This window comes from Rhodococcus sp. P-2, assembly GCF_016598535.1.
GTDB classification, from domain to species: domain Bacteria; phylum Actinomycetota; class Actinomycetes; order Mycobacteriales; family Mycobacteriaceae; genus Rhodococcus_F; species Rhodococcus_F baikonurensis.
Genome location: NZ_CP066779.1, coordinates 1,682,103 through 1,704,658 on the forward strand (window position 1 = coordinate 1,682,103; position 22,556 = coordinate 1,704,658).

A 22,556-nucleotide genomic window follows, 5' to 3' on the forward strand; every position below is an offset into this window, starting at 1 on the left:
TCCTTCAGATGAAGCCCGCTCCTCTGTCTGCCGAAGAATGTAACAGTTTGATCAAGGCGGCCGCCACCGTTACCCGATCTTGACCAAAACTATTTGTCGCCGTTCTGTCGGCTGGCGTCCAGTTCTGACTTGAATGCGTCGTATCGTGCCCGGTGAGCGGGGCGGCGCCGAATGATCGCCCAGGCGATACCCAGAACCACGAACCAGATCGGTGTGACGACAAGTGCCTGCAAGGTGTCGTCCTTGGTTGTCAGCGCCCAGAGAATGAAGACGAAGAACGCGAGCACGACCCAGCACATCACGATGCCGCCGGGCATCTTGAACTTCGACGCCTCGTGCAGGTGCGGGCGACGCTTCCGGTACACCATGTAGCTCGCCAGGATGATCGTCCACACGAACATGAAGAGCAGCGCCGAGATGGTCGTGACGACGGTGAAAGCCTCGATCACGGAATCACCCGAGAACAGCAGGATCAACGACGCCAGCAGGAAGATGCACGAGAACATCAGGGCGTTCGCGGGGACCTTGCGTGAGTTCAGCTTGCCGAGCGCCCTCGGTGCGTCGCCCTCCTGCGCAAGGCCGAACACCATGCGCGAGGTGGAGTAGATGCCCGAGTTGGCGGAAGATGCGGCGGAGGTCAGCACGACGAAGTTGATGACCGAAGCAGCAATGCCGAGACCGGCCAGGGTGAACATGGCGACGAACGGGCTCTTGTCTGCGCTGATTTCGCGCCACGGAGTCACCGCGATGATCACGGTCAGTGCTACGACGTAGAACAGCAGCACGCGAATGGGGATGGAGTTGATGGCCTTCGGCAGGTTCTTCTCCGGGTCCTTCGCCTCGGCCGCGGTGGTGCCGACGAGCTCGATTCCCACGAAGGCGAACACGGCGATCTGGAAGCCGGCCACGAAGCCCATGAATCCGGTCGGGAACATGCCGCCGTCGTTCCAGAGGTTGTCGATACCCGAGGTGGCACCGTTCGGCGCCGTGAACCCGGAGACGACCATGACGATGCCGACGATGATCAAGCTGACGATGGCGATGATCTTGATCAGCGCGAACCAGAACTCGGTTTCACCGAAGGCGCGAACGGTCGGGAGGTTGAGCAGCAACAGCGCCGCGATCGTCAACAATGCGGGAATCCACGCTGCCAGACCTGGCCACCAGTATTTGAAGTACCCGGAAATCGCGATGACGTCCGCGATGCCGGTGACGATCCAGCAGAACCAGTAGGTCCATCCGGTGAAGAACCCTGCCCAGGGGCCCAGCAGATCCGCGGCGAAGTCGGAGAACGACTTATATGCCATGTTCGAGAGCAGCAACTCCCCCATCGCCCGCATGACGAAGAAGAGCATGAAGCCGATGATCATGTACACGAAGATCACGGAAGGCCCGGCGAGCGAGATCGTCTTACCCGATCCCATGAACAGTCCGGTGCCGATGGCCCCACCGATGGCAATCAGCTGGATATGTCGGTTGGACAGCTGACGTGAGAGGTGGGGGTCTTCGCCGGACGGCTTCGTCAGGTCTGGTGTATTCGCGTGGTCGGACACGGAGGATCCCCCTCGTCGTTCGGTTCATCCGGAGCATCGAAATCGTGCCCGTCGGGGGAACCTCGGAAAATGTGCCCTCTCAAAGTACGCGTGCACTGGCTCACATCAAGCATCGGAAAGCCGACGCCGATAACCTGTCGAGGTGAACACTGACAGCACGGCCCATCAAGACGGACATATCGCCGCGACGCTGTTCGATTTCTCCGGAACCCTCTTCCGTCTGGAGGAGAGCGACGACTGGACCGAGCACCTCGTCGATCACCAGGGCGATCCCCTCGACGTGCACGCTCAAGCCGAGCTGATGCGTCGGATGACCGCGCCGGTGGGCCGAACCGTCGAGATGGACGAAGCCGGGATCTACGCGTGGGAGAACCGCGACCGGGATCCGAAGTTGCATCGTCAGGCTTACCTCGACGTGTTGAGCAAGTCCGGAGTGCCCGATCCGGTTCGCGCCGAGGCTTTCTACGCGCTTCTGGTCGATCCGGACCAGTGGTCGCCGTACCCGGACACCGGAGAGGTCCTGAAGTCGTTGTCGGAGAAGGGCATACGCACCGCAGTCCTGAGCAACATCGCCTTCGACATCCGTCCGGCGTTCGTCGACCGCGGCTGGGACGTCTGGGTCGACGAGTTCGTACTGTCATTCGAGGTGGGTGCAGTCAAACCGGAACCCGCGATCTTCGAATACGCCCTGGCGCAGCTGGATGTGGATGCAGCACAGACCCTGATGATCGGAGACAGCGACGAAGCCGACGGCGCTGCCCGAGACGTCGGTTGCCAGTTCGCCCTCGTCGATCCCCTGCCGACGACCGAACGCCCGCACGCGCTACTCGACGCAGTTCGAAAGTTCGGCCTTCTGTAAGGAGCGCTCAGACGCCTTCGGTGAGTTCACGCAGCGACGCGTAGCGCTCACGCACATGGGGAGCTGGTTCGGCGTCGAATCGCCGCTCGTCCGGTTTCGGCCACACCGGTGGCTGCGTGTCCCCGGACAGTGCCCATGCTGCTTGCCTGCATGCCCCTTCTGCGACGTACTCACCCGGAGCAGGGATCACGACCGGGACTCCGAGAATTGCCGGCGCGATCTCACAGAGAGCACGAGACTTCGCTCCGCCTCCTACGAGGAGAACTCGCTTCACCTCGACGCCCTGGCGAATCAGATCGTCGACACCGTCGGCCAAGCCGCACAGGAGCCCTTCGACTGCAGCACGCGCAAAGTGCGCAGGCGTCGAGTTCTGCAAGCGGAAACCGTGCATTGCTCCCGTGGCGTCGGGGCGGTTGGGCGTCCGCTCACCCTCGAAGTACGGAATCATGACCAGTCCGTCGTTTCCGAGGGGCGCGGTCAACGCCAACCGGGACAGTTCGGCGTGATCGACGCCGAGAATGGACGCCGTCGCGTCAAGGATGCGTGCCCCGTTGAGAGTGCACACGAGCGGCAGGTGCAGTCCGGTTGCGTCCGCGAATCCCGCCACGTTTCCACTGGGATCGTGTGTGGGAGTGGTCGATACAGCCGACACGACGCCGGATGTTCCGATCGAGATGATCACGTCACCGGGAACTGCCCCCAAACCCAGTGCGGCTGCGGCATTGTCACCGGTGCCAGGTCCGACAATCCCTCCCGAACGTGTGCTTCCGATCTTGTCGTTCGGAGATGCGACTCGGGGAACATGCGGGGTTCGGCCGCGAAATGCCAACGCCAGCAGGTCGGTACGGTATTCGCGCGTCGAGGCAGCGTAATAGCCGGTTCCGCTTGCGTCGCCCGCATCGGTGGCAAGCTCCTCGATTGAACCGGACCCGCTGAGCTTCCAGGACAGCCAGTCGTGCGGAAGACACACCGCGGCAGTGCGATCAGCGTTGCCGGGCTCATGATCTGCCAGCCATCGAAGCTTGCTTGCCGTGACCGCGGCGACTGGAACTACGCCAACTGCGTCTGCCCACGCCTTGGGTCCGCCGAGTTCTTCGACCAGATCGGCCGCGGCCTTCGCCGAACGAGTGTCGTTCCACAGCAACGCCGGCCTGACCACCTCGCCGCCGTCGTCCAGACACACCATTCCGTGCTGTTGAGCTCCGACCGATACGGCTGCGACGTCGCCGAGCCCACCCGCCGCGGCGATTGCACTGTCCATCGCCTCGAGCCAGCATGCCGGATCTATCTCGGTACCGACGGGATGGGCCGCCCGCCCTTCTCGCACCAGCTCGCCCGAATCCGCATCACGGACAATGACTTTGCACGACTGGGTAGACGAATCGATACCGGCAACGAGGGTCACACTGGCATCCTTTCCGAAGGACCGTCAGCTCGCGTTGGCGACCGCGGGCATCCGGTTGCTGCGCTTACGCAGCGATCGCACATATTCTGCGCGCTCGGTCTCCGTCATTCCACCCCAGATGCCGTAAGGCTCGTGGACGGACAGTGCGTGTTCGCGACACTGCTGGAGTACAGGGCACGTCGCGCAGACCTTCTTGGCGTTGCGTTCACGGTTTTCGCGAGCATGTCCACGCTCGCCGTCCGGGTGGAAGTACACCGCGGAATCGTGCCCACGGCACGCTCCCTGCAGCTGCCAGTCCCACACTTCGGCGGTCGGGTACGGCATCGGAAGGTGCTTGTGCATGATGGCGACCTCAATTCCTTACTCGGGTGAAACGCATTCGGGTGACTCGGGAGTTACGCTGCGGCGGACTCGTCGACGCCTGACCGTTTCGTCGATCGGCGGAGTCGATGTGCGCAGACCGAAGCGAGTTCGCCGGCGACCGGCGGAGTCAGCGCTGCGGCGCCGTCGTCGAGAATCGCCTGCAGCCTGCGGAAATACTCGTCCGGGGCGAGGCCGAAGGTCACAAAGATCTCTTCGTCAGGTCCACCGTCGAACTGCTGCCACTTACGTGCGAACTCGACGATCTCTTGTGTATCGGTGCGGCTCATCAGGTTCTCCCCTGTTTGTGCGCCCTGCTTCACAGAAACTGCGACTCGTCTCCTCGGACGCCCGTGGCAGTGAGTCAAGACACAGACTATGCCTACTTCTGCTTTTTCACAAGACCTACTTACGTCTTTTTGTGGACAAAGTACGGCTACTTTCGCACGCTGAAGTTACCGACGAGGAATGCTTGAATAGGACAATGACCCGACCGTCCACGACTCCGGCTACCGCAGGAGAGGTATTCACGCTGATACGCAGCGGTTCCGCGACCACGCGCAGCGAGATCGGGAAGCTCACCGGCCTGTCCAGGACGGCGGTTTCGGCCAGGGTTGCCGCACTTCAATCGCTCGGATTGATCGCCGATGACGACGAGGGCCCGTCGACGGGCGGTCGGCCGCCGTCCACACTGACGTTCGCGAACTCGTCCGGCGTGGTTCTGGTCGTCGCAATCGGTCGATCGCGGGCACAACTTGCCGTCACCGACCTGGCGGGCACGATTCTCGCCGCGGAAGACATCGACAAGTCGGTCGGAGTAGGCCCAGACGAACTGATGCCCGAAATCGCCGAGCATCTTTCGTCACTACTGGCTCAGGTCCAGCGTTCGTCCTCCGAAGTCATCGGAATCGGGCTGAGCATTCCTGGCACCGTCGACGTCGCCGCGGGAGCGAGCCTCGACTCTCCGATGATGGCGGGATGGGACGGAGTCGCTCTTGCCCCCTATCTGGCATCGGTGACCACGGCGCCGCTGTTTGCCGACAACGATGCCAACGTGATGGCTCTGGCCGAATTGAGCGAACGACGCGAGAGCGCGCCCAACCTCCTGATGATCAAGGCGTCAACCGGCCTCGGCGCAGGAATCGTCATGGGCGGAATCCTCCAACGCGGTTCACTCGGAGCGTCCGGCGAGATCGGACATACGAAAACCGCTGCGGCACGGGGCATGAAATGTCGCTGCGGCGACGTGGGCTGCGTCGAGACCGTTGCCAGCGGTTGGGCTCTCGTGCACGCACTCCGCGACCAGGGCCGAAGTGTCGGGCACGTTCGGGACGTCGTCCGCCTCGCCCTGGACGGCGACAGCGAAGCACGCCGTCTCATCAGAAGCAGCGGGCGACTGATCGGCGACGTGATTTCCGGCGCGGTCAACCTCCTCAATCCCGAGGTCCTGATCATCGGCGGCGACATGGCCGAGGCGGACGAACTCTTCCTGGCCGGGCTTCGAGAGTCCGTGTACGGCAACGCAACAGCACTTGCCACCCGAAAGCTGCAGATCGCCTCGGTCAGCCACGGTGCACAATCCGGCATTCTCGGCTGCGCGGTCCTCGTCCTCGACCACCTCCTCAGCGCCCGGGAAATCGACCTGCGCATCGCCGCCTCGCCCCAGAACTGACCACCTGATTGCTCTCCTCTGCGTCGCGCCGGAGTTCGTCAGCCGAACTTTCGAAAGGCGAACTCCGGCAACTTCTTCGCGGCATTGGCGGTGCGTACGATCTTGTGGTTCTTGCCTCGCATCAGCGCCAACTGAATCCGCGACTCGATCCAGAACGCACCGCGAGGCGAGCGGTTCCAGGTCTTGTGCAGCAAGGTCTTCGTTGCTGCGACGGCGTCCGGCGAGCGAGTCGTGATCTGCGACAACAATTCCTGTGCCGGTTTGATCGGATCGTCGCTGACTCCGCTCACGAATCCCCACTCGAGAGCCTGATCTCCGTCGAACAGTTCAGCAGTCATGGCAAGGCGTTTCACGACGTCCATCGTCGCGAGTTCGCGCATCGTGACCGTTCCGGTCATATCGGGGATCAATCCCCACTTCGCTTCCATCACCGAGAACGTGCAATCGGGCGTGGAGAATCGAAAGTCTGCGGCGAGCGCCAATTGCAGTCCACCGCCGAAGCAGTGCCCGTGAACGACCGCGATGACCGGCACGGGCAATTCGCGCCACACCCAGCACGCGCGTTGAAAGAGGTTGGTCTTCTGACCGGGAAATTTCGCGAAGGCCTTCGCCATGCGCCTCGGTTGCTTACCCGCAGAGGCGAAGTCCAACCCGGCCGAGAACGCGTCACCCGCGCCTTGAAGAATCACGCCCCGGATCGAACGATCAGCTTCGATAGTTCGAGCGGCGTCCACCAGGGCGTCGAGCATGTCCAGATCGAGACCGTTGAGTTTCTCCGGTCGGCTGAGCGTCACGTACGCCACCGACTGCACTACCTCGACACGAACGCGATCACTCACGGCTACTCCTCCGGTTCGACATATCCCCGACGAACTTACCTGAGAGTAAGTTCGTCGGGGATTCGTCATGCCATCTCCGCAAGAAGTTCCATGGTCACCTTCCCAGCCGGATCCGAATCAGTGGATGAAGGCACGGCCACGACGGAGTCCACTCCCGCCGCTCGGTACGCCTCGAGTTGCTCGCGGGCATCGGCCGGAGTCCCGACGATTCCCACCGTTGCCACCATCGCGTCCGAGACCTGGCTCAAGAGCTCGCGCGGCGCGGCCCCGGCCCTGGCTGCCTCGATCACATCAGCGAAGCCCGCGCGGACGAACATGTCCGAGTACCCCGGAGCAGCCAGATACGGTACGAGCCCGCGTCGAAGTTGATCGATCGACACCTGTGACGGTCCATTCTCGGCGACGGCAGCTGGTGCCCACACCGACACGAAAGGCATGCCGGTTTCCAACTCGGCAGCGATTTCCTTGCACCGTGTGATCAGGCGCCCCGCTTGCTCCGGGCTGACCAGATTGAGCACCAGTTCGTCGCCCAACTCCACCGCGGCCCGAAGCGCCTTGTCCCCGAATGCCGCAACGATCAGCCGGCCGCCCGGCGTTTGAAGTCGCAGCCGGTATCCACTGGTCCGCATCACCGTGCCGGCGACTTCGCCCCGCTCGCCGTTCATGAGCGCTCGCACACCGCGGGCGGACTCCGCGAGCGCCCGAGCTGCCCCGGACCTGCTTCGTCCATGCCATTTTTCGACCACGACAGTGCTGGACGTACCCAAGGCGATCGATACGGGGCGCCCGGTGAGATCGGCCACCGACGCCGCCCCGATCGCGATCATCGCCGGATCACGAACCGTCACCGCGAGCGGGCCGACCACCAGTTCGGAGTGCTCGAAGCCGACGCCGACCGATGTCGCCAGCGCAAAGGCGTCGTACGTCGCCATCTCCCCCACCCACACTCGGCCGAACCCCAGTTTGTCGGCGAGGCGCGCGGTAGTGGTCACTTCCTGCGGCGGACGGTCCTGCCACAACCCCAGGGAGATGTCGATGGTCGGCAAACCTCTACTCGAAGTCGGAGACAAGACCCATTCCCTTCAACAGTGTCGGACGGTCGTAGTACTCGAGCCACTCGGTGATCCGTCCGTCTGCCATGCTGAGGATTCCGACAACAGGAACGACGCCATGGGTACCGTCGAAGTGGAAGTCGTCCACTCGCTGCACAAATACCCTTCCGTCGATAACGCCGAGAGACTCGATCTTCAGGGTGATCCGTTCACACTTGCTTGCCAGTAACGCAATTCGGCCCGCAACGGCCTCCTTGCCGACAAGAGGTTCCTGCATGACGCTGTGGAGCACACCGTCCTCGGCGAACAAGTCGACGACGCGTGTCCAGTCCATGACGTCCCAGGACTGGAACATCTCACGTGCCAGCGCGAGTTTGTCACTGTCGTTCATCACACTCATGCCACACTCTTCTGTCGAAGTTCACGCTTGAGAATCTTTCCGGTCGAATTGCGCGGCAACTCTTTCCGAACCTCCAGCCGCTCGGGAAGCTTGTACGAGGCAATGCGCTTGTCTTTCAGGAACGCAACCAGAGCATCCAGCTCTAGTTCCGCCTCGGGTCGCAGTGTCACCACTGCTGCGACGCGCTCACCGAGTACTTCGTCGGGGTCGCCGATGACGGCCACGTCCGCAACTGCCGGATGCTCGGCGATCAATCCCTCCAATTCGGCTGGAGCGATGTTCATTCCACCGCGGATCACAAGGTCTTTGCCTCGATCCAGGTAGCGGAGGAACTGTCCATGGTCACCGGCGATTTCGAAGATGTCTCCGGTGCAGAGGAATCCGCGTTCGTCGAACGGTGACGGACGATCGCCGAGATAACCGGCAAAGACTGTCGGTCCGCTGATGCGCAACTCACCCGGTTGCCCGACTTCGGTGATGTCCTTGCCGGTGACCACGTCGACCAAGCGCACGTCCATCCAGTCCGAGATCCTGGTGCTCCAGTGAAAGTTCTCGACACCGAAGCGAGGGAAGTACCGTGCGCGGTCGTCCGGATCCGGCATGTCCGCGGGCGAAGAGAGCAGACTGATTCCTTCGTTGGAACCGAAGAAGTTGATGACTCCGATTCCGTACCGCTCCTGCCATCCCCGCACCATCGGAGGTTGCAGCGGCACCGAACCCGAACCTATCCGCGTCAGGCTCGACAGGTCGACTGCCGCGAGCATCGACTCGTCGGCGAGCAGCATCCACAACAACGCAGGCGGCGCTACCGTGTACGTCACTCGCTCGGCCTCGATCTGCCCGAGGAACACTCGAAGGTCGAACGGGTGGTGCTGTACCAGTACACATCCCGTGCGAAGCCACGGCAGGAACATTCCGTTGATTCCGGCCATGTTGACCATCGGGAACGGGTTCAACAAGACGTCGCCGACGACGATGTCGGGAGCATCGATCGTGGCCCAGCAGATGGCCAGCCATTCGTAGTGTGAACGTGGGACCCCCTTCGGCTCGCTTTCGGTTCCGGAGGTCCAACAGATCGTCATCGCGTCGTTGGGGTCGTTCGGATCTTCGGTGTTCCGCCTGTCCAATTCACTGCGCTGCGTTTCGGTGGCCGCCTGAGGACTCAGCCCATCGACGCCTGCCGGCAACTCGGCCGGAAGCTCGGACGCGGGAGCGTAGGCGAATACCGATCTCAGGGAGGGGATCCTGGATCTGATTGCTGCGATCTCCGTAGCGGGGAGTCTGTCACCGAAGCTGGGTACGGTGACAAACGCTGCAAACGCTGCCTGGTTGGCCATTCCTTCCACTTCACGTTCGCGGTACTGCATGGGCAAGGGTGAGACCACGATCCCCAGCGACCACGCGGCAAGGTAGACCTCGACCAGTTCGACCGTGTTGGGCATCTGCACGCCCAGAACATCTCCCCGGCTCAAGCCCACCTCACTGAATCGAGCAGCGAGCGAGATGACTTCACTGTCCAGTTGGTTCCAGCTGAGGCGCCGTGGATCTCCGCCTGACAACTCGCTCCGGTTCGCCGGATCAACCACCGCGAGTTCGTCACCGCGCACCCGCACTTGCGTCCGGAACACCTGATCGATCGTCTCTTCGGACCACCACCCCTTCGAGGTGTATTCGTCCACCTTGCTGCGAGGGTGCAATCCCCTGTGTGTCTTGTTCATTCGCGTCTCGTTTCAGTTCTCGTAACGGCCGGAAATGTCGATCACGTCGCCCTGCTTCTCGAACGCCTGGGTGGCGGCGTTCCACTCGAACGGCTGGAATGCCAGGATTCCCAATGCATGATCGGCGGTCATCGTGAACTTGATTCCGTCGATGAACATCGGCGGGTGGTAGTCCTGCGTTCGCGCGGCACTCATGATCGTGGCGCGTGAGAGTCCGTCGGACGACTGAGAGGCCCGAGTGAAGTTGTCCACCAACAGGTCACCGATGGCCCAGCCGTTCACGGTGTAACTGTTGGTCGGGGAATCGGCACCGTGAGCAGCTGCACCGGCCAGGTAGTCACGCACCGCCGCGTCGTCCTTGTAGAGAGCGTTGTTGGGATCCTTGAGCCACACCATCACCTGCTGCCCGTCGGCAGCATCACCGGCGGGTGCGTACAGGGTCGCACCGTCGACGCAGTTCGACGGCTGTATCACGGTATCGGGCTTCCATCCGACGCGTCCGATCGCCTGAGTGATCGCGAGGCAGTCGGTGGTGACACCGGCAACCACCAAAACCTCGGCGCCGCTGGCCTTGAGAGTCGACGCCGCCGTCTTGGGGTCGGTCAAGGCTTCCTCGGCCGCAATCTCGAAGTTGGTTCCTTCGATCGCGGATTTGAAGCCGTTGGCGATCCCTTGTCCGGACTCCGTCTGGTTCGTGGCCAGTGCAACCTTGGCGCCGTTCGGATACTTCTTCTTCAAGCTTTCGACCACGACCTCCATCTCGACGCCCGGATCCGGTAGATACTCCGTGGTCCACGGGAAGTCTTCGATGACCCGGAACTCGGGCATGCCTGCCTGCGCAAAGAGGAGCGGCACGCACGCGGTAGTCTGATCGTCCGCGATCGCGTTCAACTGCCCGGCTCCGAAGGTGCCCAGAACGTCGACCTTGTCCTTCTGAATGAACTCTCCGACATTGGCTTTGGCGCGCTCCGGGGAGAATGCATCGTCCTTGACCACGACGTCGAGCTTGACACCGCCGACACCACCGGCCGCGTTCGCCACCTCGAACCGTGCTCGCATTCCTTCGATCACGTTGCCGACTGCGTCGGCGAGCGGGCCGGACGTCGGCCCACTCCAGCCCACCGTGAGTTTGTCGGTGATCGGCGCTGCAGCACCACTGGGGTCGCTGCAGTCGTCGACCGATACTGCGCCGGCCGATGTCGACGTGTCGCTCTGTGCGTCGGAGCTGCCGCCGCAGGCCGAAAGGAGTAGTGCTGCAGCGGCGATGACTGCGGGAATCGTGGTCTGCCTTTTCATGTCGTCCAATTCCTTGCTGTGTGTGGAGAGAAACGATTGCGGGCGAGGGAGATGGTGCTCAGGTGCGAGGCTCACCCTCGCGATATTTGGGATGATCTGCGGGAACCACGAGGACGAACCGTCGGAGAACGCTGTTGATTCGGCCGACGATTCCGTCAGGCATCAAGAACACGATCGCGATCAGTACCGCGCCGAACACCACTCCCGACACGGGGCCGTCGGTGACGCTGCCGGTGTAGTACGGCAGGAACACCACTGCCGTTGCCCCGACGATCGGGCCGAATTGGGTTGCGATTCCGCCCAATACCAGTCCGGTGATGAACTCGATCGACTTCATCAGCGAGAAGGACTCGGGCGAGAGCGCGCCGATGTACATCGTGAACAGCGAACCTGCCAGGCCCGTGATCGCGCCGGAAAGCCCGAAGGCGAGAATCTTGACCTTCGCGACATTGATGCCGTTTGCGCTCGCCGCGATCTCGTTGTCGCGCACCGCGACCATAGCCAGACCGAATCGACTCTTGACGAGATTGCGGATCAGGAGCATGACAACTGCCAGCGTCACCACCGACACCCAGAAGATCCAGAGGTAGGTGTCGGCTCGGGTCAGACCGGTCCATTTCGGCGGGACCAGAAGATTTGCACGAACGACCATGCCGGCGGCGCCACCGGTCAGATCGCCCGTCTTGCGGATCACTTCGGGAAATGCCACAGCAACGGCGAGCGTAACGAGAGCCAGATACAGCCCCTTGATCCGCAACGAGGGAAGCCCGACGAGAAGCCCTAGTGCAAAACACAATACGACTGCCATCGGGATCGTGGTCAAGGGTGAGTATCCGCGATCGACGATCAGAACGCCGGTCGTGTACGCGCCTAGGCCGAAGAAAGCAGAATGGCCGATCGACAGAAGTCCGGTGTAGCCGCTGACGATATTCAGTCCGGCAATGGCAATCGCAATGATGAAGACGCTCGTGAACTGCCCCACGCGAAACGGCGCGCTCTGTGACGCGAGAAGCAACGCACACACGGCGGCCACAAGCAGAACCAACTGGAGTACCCGGTACGAGGTCGATCCGGCGACCACTACACGCGGTCGCCCGACCGCCTTCTCGGCGACCGCAGGTTCATTTCTCTCGGCAAGCGTCGTCATACCCGCTCCAGTTTCTTGGTACCGAACAGTCCATTGGGTCGGACGAAGAGGATCACCACGATGATCAACAGGGCGGACGTCTGCTGCAGCGAGCCGCCGATCACCGAAATGTAGCCGCTGAGCATCGATTCCAGGACACCGATCGTCAACCCGCCGACCACGGCGCCGACGAGACTGTCCAGACCGCCGAACAGCGCTGCGGCGGATGCTGCGATGAAGATCGGGAACATGGTCGTGAGACCGAGTTGTTGCGGCGAGAGCGGAGTGACCAGGACACCGGCCAGGGCACCGATCGCGGCCGCAACACCCCAACCGATCGCCAGGATCCGGCTGGTCGAAACCCCCGCGAGAGTGGCAGATTCGGCATTGTCCGCGACTGCACGCATGTGCAAACCGACTCTCGTCTTGCGAAAGAGCAAGGACATCAACACAAGTAGGACAACGAGCGCCACAAGTACGCCGAGTGCGTCGCCGTACACGCGCGCACCGCCCACCGAGATGTAGTCGGTGGGACCGTTCGGGAACGGGCTTGGCATGATCTTCGTATCGCTCCCCCACAGCATCCCGGCGAGTGAGTTGAGCCCGGTGAACAATCCCAGTGCCACGATCAGCACCGCCATGTCGCTTCGACGCTGTACCGGCCGGATCAGCAGACGCTCCATCAACGCTCCGAGCAGGAACCCCAATGCAAGGGCCGCTCCGATCGCCGACCAGATCGGCCACGACATCGTCGTCAGCCACCAAGCGACAAAAGTTGTGAACAGCGCCAACTCGCCCTGAGCGAAGTTGATCGTGCCGGTGGCACGAAACACCACCACGAGTGCCAGCGCGAGAATTGCGTAGATCGACCCGTTGGTCAATCCCGAGATGAGTCGTTCGAGAAAGAGTGTCACCGTTTACTCCTGGTACCCGAGGTAAGCGCTGCGCACGACGTCGTCGGAACGAAATTCCTCGGGCGTTCCGGCAGCGACGATGATGCCTACGTCGAGCAGGAATACCTTCGTCGCGAGTTTCATCGCGAGATCGGCGTTCTGTTCCACGATCAGCAATGCAGTTCCATCGCTCCGGTTGATCGCACCGAGCGTGTCGAATAATTCGGCGATGACGATGGGGGCAAGTCCCAGACTGGGCTCGTCGCACAACAGTAAGGTGGGACGGCTCATCAACGCCCTTGCGACTGCGAGCATCTGCTGTTCACCGCCGGACAGCGAACCGGCCAACTGTGTGGACCTCCTCGCGAGCACCGGGAAAGTCTCACACCACCGCTCGATGTCGGCCTCGATCTCCGCCTTGTCCTTACGAAGCGCAGCGCCGACGAGAAGGTTGTCACGTACCGACAGTTGTCCGAGAGTTCCACGGCCCTGTGGGACAAGGCTGACGCCGGCGGCGACGGCGCGTTCAGGTTTGGATCCCAACGGCGAACCGTTGAAGGTGATCGTTCCCTGATGCGGAATCAATCCGGCCAGAGCACGCATCATGGTGGTCTTGCCGGCACCGTTCGCGCCGAGAACGACAGCTACCCCGCCGGGTTCCACGTCGAGCGAAATCCCGTGCAGTACGTTGCCTCGCCCGTAACCGGCATGCAGATCGTCGACGCTGAGCAGGGTCATGCCGCACGCCCCAGATAAGCATTGATCACGGCGTCGTTCTGCTGGATCTCCGCCGGAGTACCTTCAGCGATCTTGTGGCCGAAGTTCAGTGCGACAACATGATCGGAGATACCCAGCACCAATCCCATGTGGTGTTCGACCAGAAGCGCGCCAAAGCCGAAGTCGTCGCGGAGCGAGACGATCAGTTCTCCCAACTCCTTGACTTCGCTGTGTGTGAGCCCACCGGCGGGTTCGTCGAGCAGAAGCAGCGAAGGCTCGGACATCAATGCTCGTGCCAGTTCGACACGCTTGAGAGTTCCGAACGGTAGACCGGACGCGGGTGCGTTGGCGACGTCGACGAGTTCGAGACGTTCGAGCAGGTACCAGGCCTTCTCTCGTAGTTCTCGGACTCGGGCGCGCGCCGGAGGCCAACCGAGAAGCCCACTCGCGAGCCCGAAGCGGCCTCGCGACGATCCCCCGACCATCGTGTTGTCGAAGACGCTCATGCCGCCGAACAGAGCGAGATTCTGAAAAGTTCGGGCGATCCCGGCAGATGCCAACGCATAGGGGCGCAATCCCAAGAGGTCGGTTCCTTGCCAGGTGATGACACCGCGACTCGGTTCGTAAATCCTTGTGATGCAGTTGAACAGCGTGGTCTTACCAGCGCCGTTGGGTCCGATGAGTCCGCAGATCTGACCCGCGCGGACGTCGAAGCCGACGTCGTCGAGAGCCGTGACTCCGCCGAACTCGATCGACACGTCGGAAAGCGTGAGTACGACCGGTGCATTCCCAGGTTGTGCGGGTGGTGTGTTTCCAAGCATTGGTTTCACCTCCTCGTGACACTTCAATTAACAGTGTGATAGAGATTACTACAGTAAGCAGAGGCACTCCGTCAACGTGCGGCCCCCGATCCGGAGCCGAGAAGGGACATCATCGTGAGGTCCAACAACATTCACGCAGTCGACAGCGGCGGGGGCCCAGACGTCAGGGACTACAGCCCGGTCGACGCTCTCGTCGCCAAGCAGGAAATCTACGAGGTTCTGACTCGTTTCCTCCGAGCCGCAGACCGCGGCGACGTCGAGGACGCCAGGCGGTGTTATCTGCCCGGCGCAACCGAAGACCACGGGGGTGTCTTCACCGGCACCGCCGACGACTACATCGACCACATCGCCGGGGCCATCACCCACCCACGGTCGCTGACCACCCACGCAATGACCAACGTCTTGATCGAACTCGACGGGAATGCCGCAGACGTCGAGTCTTACGTGCTCGCATTCGCGCGAATCAAGCACTCGTCCGGCATAGCCGACACACTCACCTCAGCGCGCCTGATCGACCGCTTCGGGTACGAGGACGGCAGGTGGGGAATCCGCCACCGCGCACTGCGGTGGGACTGGAACCACGACATGGCCACAGCCGAAGGCTGGATCTTCGGGATGCTCGCGCCTGAAACGTCATTGAAGAAGAGCAAGAAATTCCCCGACGACCTCATCTACACCCGGCAGACACAGGAGAACTCATGACAACGTTTCGCGGAACTCCGGTCGAGGGCGCGACCGTCCTCGTCACCGGAGCCAATCGAGGCCTCGGCCTGGCTTTCGTCCAACAGGCGAAGTTGATGGGCGCAGCCAAAATCTATGCAGGGGTGCGAAATCCCGACGAGGTGCCGGCAGAGCTCCGAGCCGCCGGTGCACACATCGTCGAACTCGACGTCACCGATCCAGGACTCGTCGACGCGGCCGCCGGGGCGTGCGGTGACACCACGGTCGTCGTCAACAACGCCGGACTGTTCACCGGGAATCGCTTGATCGAGGCCGACGACCGAGAGGCCGCTCGGGCCGAGATGGAGGTCAACTACTTCGGGCCTTTGACGATGATTCGAGCCTTCGCGCCGGTGCTCGCAGCCCGCGGTGGAGGATCGATAGTCAACGTCTTGTCAGTCGCCGCAATCGCACCCACCGCCTTCATGGGCGGCTATTCACCAGCCAAGGCGGCTGCTCTATCACTCGGCGGCATCGCTCGCGCCGAACTCGAACCGCACGGCATCACCGTCACCTCGTTGATCGTCGGCAGCGTCGACACCCGCATGGCGTCACACGTGCAGGGCCACAAGGAGAATCCTCTCGACATCGCCGCGACCGGACTCGCCGCGATGCAACGCGGCGAGTGGACGTGCGACACCGATTTCATGGCAATCGATGCCCGTGCGCGCCTGGCTCGCGACCCGATTCGGTACGAACGTGGCCTGGGCAAGCTCCTCTTCGCCGGCGAACTGACCACCCGATCATGACCGATCCGATTCGTGTTGCCCAGTGGGCGACCGGAGCCATCGGCAAGACCGCGCTACGCGGAATCATCGATCGCCCCGACCTCGAGTTGGTCGGCCTGTACGTGTACAGCGACGCCAAGGCCGGTCGCGATGCCGGCGACATAGCCAGACGCGCGCCGACGGGCGTGATCGCCACACGCAGCGTGGACGAGATCATCCGCTCGCGCCCACAGGTTCTCATCCACAGTCCACGTTTGCAGATTCCGTACGGACGCCACGACGACGATCTGTGCCGTCTGCTTCGCGCCGGGATCAACGTGATCACGACGGCCGGGCAGCACTTCCCCCGCGCACACGGCACCGAGCGCGAGCACATGTTCGCCCAAGCATGCAAGGAAGGTGATTCGACGCTCTTCGGCGTCGGGGTGAGCCCGGGTGTCATCGGTGAGCGATTGGCGTTGGCGCTGACGGGAACATCGATCGAACTCGACCGCATCACGATCGACGAGGTGCTCGACGCTCGCGGCATGCCTGACCCCGACTTCGCGTTCACCGTCATGGGAATGGGCTCGCCCCCGGAAGAACTGGACGGCACCGGGCCGTTACCCTCGCTGTACGCGTCGCTGTATCTGGAAACCATCGCGTTCATGTGCGAACGACTGGGCATCACCTACGACGAAGTCGTGTCCGATCACAGGGTCGTCGCGGCGCGAACGGATCTCGACGTCGCCGCCGGACGCATCGCCGCGGGAACCGTCGGAACCACCGAATGGCGCTGGCACGCAATCGTCGACGGAAAGCAGTTCCTCACTCTGGCCATCATCTGGACCATGGAACCCGATCGCGAGGAATACGTGGGGCGCGATCAATGGGAGGTCCACCTGTACGGCAAACCCGAGATCGTGATGACCGTCAATCTCGTCGAACCACAAGATCCGAACAGCCGGACAACCGCCGGTCAGTTCATCACCGCGGGCCCGGCACTACGCGCCGTCGAGCATGTACTCGCAGCTCCCACCGGCGTTTTCGAACCCCCTGTCTTTGCCCCCTTCAGATTGGAGCATTCAGCATGACCACTCAGCCGACGGCCGTAGGTTCGACTGCCACCCGTGAACCCGCCACCCGCGAACCTTCTGTGAACGCGCTCCTACCCGATGGTCGCCCCGTGCAGAATCTCGAAGACTTGCTGCGCAGCCGGGCGATTGCCAGTCCGGAGAGCACCGCCGTCATCTCCGATGACGGCCGTACCAGTTTCCGCGAGCTGGACATCGAAGCAAATCGTGTCGCGAATGCACTTCTCCGCGATGGTGTTCGAACAGGTGACCGGGTGGCGTACATCGGCGCCAATGCACCGTCTTTCCTCTCCGTCCTGTACGGATCTTCGAAGATGGGCTCGATTCTGACGGCCGTCAACAATCGGCTGGCACCGGGCGAGGTCGACTACATCCTGAGCAACAGCGAGCCGACCGTCGTCGTACTCGGAGCAGGCGATGAGGGCCTCTCCGACGTCGCCGCGGGGGTCGGTAGCGTCCGGACCGTCGTCACGGTGGACGGTTCCGCAAACTCGGTCTCGTGGAGCGACTGGCTCTCCGGTGCAGGGGACGACGACCCAGGAGTGTCACGCCTTCCCGACGATACCGCGCTGATCTTCTACTCGTCGGGAACCACCGGCCACCCCAAGGGAATCGAACTCACCGGCGCGAACCTCGGCCGCGCCCTCGCGACCATGTATCACCTGCTCGATCTCGACACCGATTCCGTGGCCATGTGCCCGGTCCCGTTCTTCCATGTGGCGGGGCTGGGTCTCGCTCTTGTCACGACGCTCGGCGGTGGCGCTCTACTTCTCAAGACCATCGCCGGTCCGCTGGAGCTGGTGGCGCTGATGCAGGAGTACCGGGTGACTCATGCGGTCGCTGTTCCCGCGGTGATCAGCGTCCTCACCTCCCTTCCTGCTGTACGCGAGGCGGATTGGAGCGCCCTGCAGTTCCTGGTCTACGGAGCCGCTCCGATGCCACTGCCGCTGTTGCAGGACGCCACCAAGGTCTTCGGATGCAGTTTCCTGCAGGCTTACGGACTCACCGAATCGACCGGCGGTGTCACGATGCTGACCCCGGAAGATCATCGGGCGACCGACGAGTCGACCGCGCATCGGTTGAAGTCGGTCGGGCAGCCGATGTTCGGCGTACCCATCCGCATCATCGATCCCGTGACCCTCGAAGACGTCCCGGTCGGAGCCCGCGGCGAGGTCGTCATCGGCGGCGCCCACGTTATGAAGCGCTACTGGCGCAACGAGGCGGCTACTGCCGCCACCATGTTGGACGGGGGCTGGCTTCGCACCGGAGACGGCGGATCGTTCGACGAGGACGGGTATCTCTATCTCCACGACCGTCTCAAGGACATGATCGTCTCCGGCGGTGAGAACGTCTATCCCGCCGAGGTGGAGAGCGTTCTCTCCGGCCACCCCGGAATCCGGGAGGTCGCCGTAGTCGGCGTTCATTCCGATCGCTGGGGTGAGACTCCCATTGCGGTGGTCGTTCGAGCCGGCGACTCCGATGCCGCCGAAGCCGAGATCATCGAGTGGTCACGCGAGCGGCTGGCTCACTTCAAGTGCCCCAGTGCAGTTCGGTTCGTCGAGGAGCTGCCACGTAACGCGAGTGGAAAGCTTCTCAAGACTCGCTTGCGACAGGACTTCACCTGAGTCCATGACAGAAATCGGGGCCGATCGCTACGAGCGATCGGCCCCGATTTCTGTCATTCGACGTCAGGCAGGCTCAGTGTGGGTGAATCCGAAACTCGACGCCGCCGAGACTCGGACCGGGCTCGACGGCAGACGCGCCGCTCGACGCGGCCAGATCGATTGCGCTGAGCATCGACCGCTCTCCCGGAACAAACGACACGACGCGCGATCCCAGCCTGATCGAGAGTGTTTGCGCCGAATCCGGTTTCTTGCCGAACACTTCGGCCCAGAGCGTCGCCGTCTTGGCCGGATCGGGAGAGGACACGTCGACCCCGAGGATGTCGTCGACCCATGGATCGACCGAAACCTCCTTCTCCGTCTCGTCCCAGAACCACTCGTCGGCGTCGGGAATCTCGTCGAGTTCTACGAGCAGTCCGAGATCACCGGGATGGAGCTGGACGATCCGGTGACCGTAGGCCTCGAGATCAGCCACCGTCCGAACACCAACTGCGGCTGCACGTTCCAGATAGGGCGCGATATTCGATACCTGGATCGAGAGTGCATAACCGCCCTCCCCTCCGCCCTTTCGGATCCATCTCGCCAACGAGACAGTCTCGTCGAGCGGTGCGACGATCTCCAGAAAGGCTTGCGGCCCGACGGCCAGGGTCTCGTCTGCCAAACCGATGTCTTCGAGCAGTGGATCCGCGAATCCTGGTGCCAGATTCAACGCTTCACGTAATTGCCGGCCGGTCTTGTCCAGATCTCGTGCACCGATCACCACTTGCCGCAAGATCTCCCACGTGCCCGAGCCGGGCGCGTCCGTCACAGTCCGACCGCTTCGGCGGCGGTGTCGGCGGTCTGCCAGCGACGAAGCTCGGCCCCCGGAGCCCATGTCGAATGGGTACCACTCGAAATCCGTTCGGGGAGACGAAGTTTGCACAGCGGACCGTCTCCGACGCGGGCGGCGTCGAAGATCAGACAGAAGGACGCATCCTCGTTCATGTCAGTGGTCAACGTGATGAGGTAACCGTCGTCTTCCGCGGTACCGCCCACACGTGGCGCCATCGACGTCTCGCTGCCGTACACACCGTCACCGAAGGAGAATCGCTCCTCGTTCCCCGTCAGCAGGTCATGTTTGACCAAGCCGTCGAACAGGAACCACGACGGTTTACCCGAAGCCGCATATGCGTATCGGTACTTCTCCCCCGCGAAATTCCCGTTCATCATGCCGAATTCGGTGATCGAGTCACTGAGCTGCTCTTCACGCGTGGCTCCGGTGACCAGGTTCAGACGCCAGCGGTGCAGTCGGGTCTGCATGCGATCGAGAGCGAGGAAGCGGAAGGCGCGTTCCCACTGATTGCCCATCCCGTTGTCCGACGGCTCCGGATCGCCCTGGTAGAAACCGTCCAGAACGATTTCGTCCCCCTCTTCGTAGGCGTTCACGAAGTGCAGGACATAGGTCGGATCCGCCTCGAACCACTTGATTTCAGCGGTGTTTCCGCGGCGTGGGATGACTCCGAGACGTAGCGGGATATCGGGATGGAAATTCGCGACGTGCGCGCCCTTCTGGAGCAGAACCGGATCCCAGAACAAGGGGCAGTCGTTGAGGATCGCGTAGTTCTCGGTGAAGGCCATGTCGTGTGGCAACCGCGGACCGGGAAGTGGCACGTCGACGTAGTGGACCAACTCGTTGGCCGAGTCCACGACGCCGTAGTGCATGTACGGTGCTTCCTTGCTGTAGTTGAAGAACAGCATTTCTCCGGTCTTGTCGTCCACCTTCGGATGCGCGGATACACCCCATTCGAAGGGGAACTTGCCGTTCCAGCTTTCCTTTCCCAGTGTCTCCGCCGACATCGGATCGAGCCGATACAGATCTCCGCACTGGTAGAAGCTGGTGAGAGCAGTCCCCCGGTGAACGACGACGTCGGTGCTGGACGCGTCCTTCATCCGGGTGCGCGCACCCTTGCCGCCCTCAGGGCGACTGAGTTTGGGAGACTCTGCGAGCCCGGCCCACAAGGCGGCGCCGGCGTCCTGCTCGGCTGCCAATCCGTCCGTACGTACGAATCGATTGCGGTAGAACGACTCTCCGTCACGAAAGCCCACGATGTGAATCATGCCGTCGCCGTCGAAGGGGTGATACGCCTTCATCGAGGGATGGAGCGGATTCTCGGTGTTGCGCAGGTAGACACCGTCGAGGTCTTTCGGAACCTCACCGAATACGACCTCGAGGTTGTCCGCTTTGAACTCGGTGGTCTGTGGTTGCCACGGGCCGGTGCGATACGGGTGATCGTCATCGGCGGGAAGGGTGGACAACAACTTGCCTACGATTTCGACGTCCATGGAATTCTCTTTTCGACTGATGGGGAAAGACTGGGCTGCACTTTCAGGAAACGGCGTCGACGACAAAACTGACGGTGGTGGCTGTACTTCCACCGAAGTTCAGCGTCGCAAAGCGGTTCGCGCCCTCGACTTGGTAACCGCCGGCCGTTCCCGTCACCTGACGGGCCGCGTCGAGAAGCATTCGGACACCGCTGGCGCCCACCGGATGACCGCCGCCGATCAGACCGCCGCTGGGGTTGATCGGTAGCTTGCCGCCCATGGCGATGTCGCCACTCTCGATGGCTTTCCACGACTCGCCGGGCGCGGTCAGACCGATGTGGTCGATCGCGAGATACTCACTCGCGGTGAAACAATCATGTGTTTCGATCCCGTCTATCCCGGCCAGGTCGACTCCCGCCCGGGAGAAGGCGCCCATCACCGCATCCCGAACGTGCGGCATCACGTAGGGATTCTCCGCGTCACGCGTCAGTTTCTGTTCGAGACCCAAACCGACGGTGCGGTGACCCCAGCCTGCGATCTGGGCCAGTGGAGTCGCCGCGGCACCAGGGTGGTCACGGAGGTACTTGTCCGTCACCAGCACCACCCCAGCGCCACCGTCGGTCACCTGGCTGCAATCGAATCGTCGAACACCACCTTCCACAACAGGATTGGTGGTGTCGTCACCACCCGCATTTCCGAGTAGATCGGGCACCGCCCAACCGCGTGTCTGCGCATTGGGGTTGTTCTTCGCGTTCGCGAAGTTGATCTGCGAGATCGCGCGAAGGTGAGATTCGTCGATCCCGTAACGCCGCCCGTATTCCTTCGACACACGATCGAACATGTACGGCCACATGAATTTTGCTTCCTGACCTTCGTGTCCGACCCAGGCTGCAGCGCCCAGATGGCCGGCCGCGTCATCACCCGGAACAGTCTTCTCCAGTTCGATACCCATCACCAGAGCCGCGTCGTAGTTGCCGGCGCGCAGGTCTGCCATCGCTGCAAGTACAGCGATACTGCCCGATGCGCACGCTGCCTCGTGCCTGGACGAGGGCACACCCCAGAGTGCTGGATGCACGGTGGCGGGCATCGCACCCAGCTGACCTTGGCCGGCAAACAATTGACCGAAGGCATTACCGACGTGGATCACCTCGATGTCGGTGGCAGGAACCTTCGCCGCGGCCAGAGTGTGGTTCACCACCTCTTCGGCAAGGTTCGCGAAATCGAGTTCCTCACGGGTGAAGTTTCGTGCGAAGTCGGATTGGTACCCGCCGAGAATCCAAATGTTCGAAACAGTCATGACCTCTCCCCTTGCCGATCCGGCCTCGGTGACGTCACCGAGATACCCGTGCATCGGCGGTTGTAATTTCATCGCAACCGTACTACAACTAGCAGAGTAACTCT

22 protein-coding genes are annotated in these 22,556 nt (G+C 62.3%); 6 read left to right on the forward strand and 16 right to left on the reverse strand.

Going from position 1 to position 22,556, the window contains the following annotated elements; genetic code table 11:
- Nucleotides 1-89 precede the first annotated feature (89 nt).
- Entirely contained in the window at nt 90-1,553 is a 1,464-nt protein-coding gene (gene cycA / locus I7X09_RS07930) for a D-serine/D-alanine/glycine transporter (RefSeq protein ID WP_095971117.1), read from the reverse strand.
- Nucleotides 1,554-1,695: 142 nt separating this feature from the next.
- On the opposite strand from cycA, the gene I7X09_RS07935 reads away from it, so the two are divergent.
- On the forward strand, nt 1,696-2,412 hold the full coding sequence (locus I7X09_RS07935) for an HAD family hydrolase (RefSeq protein ID WP_051636493.1): 717 nt from the start codon (nt 1,696-1,698) through the stop codon (nt 2,410-2,412).
- Between the two features lie 7 nt (nt 2,413-2,419).
- Here the strand turns inward: I7X09_RS07935 and xylB are convergent, their stop codons facing one another.
- From xylB to I7X09_RS07950, 3 genes are read right to left on the reverse strand one after another with little or no spacing between them, the layout of a single operon-like run.
- Nucleotides 2,420-3,817 (reverse strand): xylulokinase, encoded by a 1,398-nt coding sequence (gene xylB / locus I7X09_RS07940; RefSeq protein WP_200316324.1) that lies wholly within the window; start codon nt 3,815-3,817, stop codon nt 2,420-2,422.
- 24 nt (nt 3,818-3,841) lie between these two features.
- Entirely contained in the window at nt 3,842-4,159 is a 318-nt protein-coding gene (locus I7X09_RS07945) for a WhiB family transcriptional regulator (RefSeq protein ID WP_003946343.1), read from the reverse strand.
- 53 nt (nt 4,160-4,212) lie between these two features.
- Entirely contained in the window at nt 4,213-4,467 is a 255-nt protein-coding gene (locus I7X09_RS07950) for a DUF3263 domain-containing protein (RefSeq protein ID WP_206028823.1), read from the reverse strand.
- Nucleotides 4,468-4,661: 194 nt separating this feature from the next.
- Here I7X09_RS07950 and I7X09_RS07955 point away from each other — a divergent pair, with 194 nt between their 5' ends.
- Nucleotides 4,662-5,849 carry an ROK family transcriptional regulator gene (locus I7X09_RS07955; RefSeq protein ID WP_095971121.1) on the forward strand — a complete coding sequence of 396 codons (1,188 nt, stop codon included), beginning with the start codon at nt 4,662-4,664 and terminating at the stop codon, nt 5,847-5,849.
- A 38-nt stretch (nt 5,850-5,887) separates the two neighbouring features.
- Here the strand turns inward: I7X09_RS07955 and I7X09_RS07960 are convergent, their stop codons facing one another.
- The 9 genes from I7X09_RS07960 to I7X09_RS08000 all read right to left on the reverse strand — a co-directional run bounded on the left by I7X09_RS07960 (nt 5,888) and on the right by I7X09_RS08000 (nt 14,711).
- Nucleotides 5,888-6,688, reverse strand: a complete 801-nt coding sequence (locus I7X09_RS07960) for a crotonase/enoyl-CoA hydratase family protein (RefSeq protein ID WP_200316326.1) — start codon at nt 6,686-6,688, stop codon at nt 5,888-5,890.
- Between the two features lie 65 nt (nt 6,689-6,753).
- The gene (locus I7X09_RS07965) at nt 6,754-7,734 is read right to left on the reverse strand and encodes an LLM class F420-dependent oxidoreductase (RefSeq protein ID WP_234036840.1); all 981 of its coding nucleotides are present in this window, start codon (nt 7,732-7,734) and stop codon (nt 6,754-6,756) included.
- A 4-nt stretch (nt 7,735-7,738) separates the two neighbouring features.
- A complete protein-coding gene (locus tag I7X09_RS07970; protein WP_200316328.1) occupies nt 7,739-8,140 on the reverse strand; it encodes a nuclear transport factor 2 family protein in 402 nt (133 codons plus the stop codon).
- Nucleotides 8,137-9,858 carry a class I adenylate-forming enzyme family protein gene (locus tag I7X09_RS07975; protein WP_200316330.1) on the reverse strand — a complete coding sequence of 574 codons (1,722 nt, stop codon included), beginning with the start codon at nt 9,856-9,858 and terminating at the stop codon, nt 8,137-8,139. Before I7X09_RS07975 ends, I7X09_RS07970 begins: the two co-directional genes overlap by 4 nt.
- A 12-nt stretch (nt 9,859-9,870) precedes the next feature.
- Nucleotides 9,871-11,154: an ABC transporter substrate-binding protein gene (locus I7X09_RS07980; RefSeq protein ID WP_200316332.1), complete on the reverse strand. Its 1,284-nt coding sequence runs from the start codon at nt 11,152-11,154 to the stop codon at nt 9,871-9,873.
- A 58-nt stretch (nt 11,155-11,212) separates the two neighbouring features.
- Nucleotides 11,213-12,301 (reverse strand): branched-chain amino acid ABC transporter permease, encoded by a 1,089-nt coding sequence (locus I7X09_RS07985; protein ID WP_200316334.1) that lies wholly within the window; start codon nt 12,299-12,301, stop codon nt 11,213-11,215.
- Nucleotides 12,298-13,194: a branched-chain amino acid ABC transporter permease gene (locus I7X09_RS07990; RefSeq protein ID WP_124567491.1), complete on the reverse strand. Its 897-nt coding sequence runs from the start codon at nt 13,192-13,194 to the stop codon at nt 12,298-12,300. Before I7X09_RS07990 ends, I7X09_RS07985 begins: the two co-directional genes overlap by 4 nt.
- 3 nt (nt 13,195-13,197) lie before the next feature.
- Nucleotides 13,198-13,911 carry an ABC transporter ATP-binding protein gene (locus I7X09_RS07995; RefSeq protein WP_124567492.1) on the reverse strand — a complete coding sequence of 238 codons (714 nt, stop codon included), beginning with the start codon at nt 13,909-13,911 and terminating at the stop codon, nt 13,198-13,200.
- Nucleotides 13,908-14,711: an ABC transporter ATP-binding protein gene (locus I7X09_RS08000; RefSeq protein ID WP_095971128.1), complete on the reverse strand. Its 804-nt coding sequence runs from the start codon at nt 14,709-14,711 to the stop codon at nt 13,908-13,910. Before I7X09_RS08000 ends, I7X09_RS07995 begins: the two co-directional genes overlap by 4 nt.
- A 114-nt stretch (nt 14,712-14,825) precedes the next feature.
- Here I7X09_RS08000 and I7X09_RS08005 point away from each other — a divergent pair, with 114 nt between their 5' ends.
- From I7X09_RS08005 to I7X09_RS08020, 4 genes are read left to right on the forward strand one after another with little or no spacing between them, the layout of a single operon-like run.
- The gene (locus I7X09_RS08005; RefSeq protein WP_095971129.1) at nt 14,826-15,413 is read left to right on the forward strand and encodes a nuclear transport factor 2 family protein; all 588 of its coding nucleotides are present in this window, start codon (nt 14,826-14,828) and stop codon (nt 15,411-15,413) included.
- Nucleotides 15,410-16,180 (forward strand): SDR family oxidoreductase, encoded by a 771-nt coding sequence (locus I7X09_RS08010; RefSeq protein WP_124567495.1) that lies wholly within the window; start codon nt 15,410-15,412, stop codon nt 16,178-16,180. Before I7X09_RS08005 ends, I7X09_RS08010 begins: the two co-directional genes overlap by 4 nt.
- Nucleotides 16,177-17,232 (forward strand): NAD(P)H-dependent amine dehydrogenase family protein, encoded by a 1,056-nt coding sequence (locus I7X09_RS08015; protein WP_200316336.1) that lies wholly within the window; start codon nt 16,177-16,179, stop codon nt 17,230-17,232. Before I7X09_RS08010 ends, I7X09_RS08015 begins: the two co-directional genes overlap by 4 nt.
- On the forward strand, nt 17,229-18,857 hold the full coding sequence (locus tag I7X09_RS08020; RefSeq protein WP_200316337.1) for a long-chain-fatty-acid--CoA ligase: 1,629 nt from the start codon (nt 17,229-17,231) through the stop codon (nt 18,855-18,857). The genes I7X09_RS08015 and I7X09_RS08020 overlap by 4 nt, the downstream gene beginning before the upstream one ends.
- A 73-nt stretch (nt 18,858-18,930) precedes the next feature.
- Here the strand turns inward: I7X09_RS08020 and I7X09_RS08025 are convergent, their stop codons facing one another.
- From I7X09_RS08025 to I7X09_RS08035, 3 genes are read right to left on the reverse strand one after another with little or no spacing between them, the layout of a single operon-like run.
- The gene (locus tag I7X09_RS08025) at nt 18,931-19,662 is read right to left on the reverse strand and encodes a hypothetical protein (protein ID WP_234036841.1); all 732 of its coding nucleotides are present in this window, start codon (nt 19,660-19,662) and stop codon (nt 18,931-18,933) included.
- Nucleotides 19,659-21,176, reverse strand: a complete 1,518-nt coding sequence (locus I7X09_RS08030) for a carotenoid oxygenase family protein (RefSeq protein WP_200316339.1) — start codon at nt 21,174-21,176, stop codon at nt 19,659-19,661. The genes I7X09_RS08025 and I7X09_RS08030 overlap by 4 nt, the downstream gene beginning before the upstream one ends.
- 43 nt (nt 21,177-21,219) lie before the next feature.
- A complete protein-coding gene (locus I7X09_RS08035; protein WP_200317730.1) occupies nt 21,220-22,452 on the reverse strand; it encodes an acetyl-CoA acetyltransferase in 1,233 nt (410 codons plus the stop codon).
- Nucleotides 22,453-22,556 lie beyond the last annotated feature (104 nt).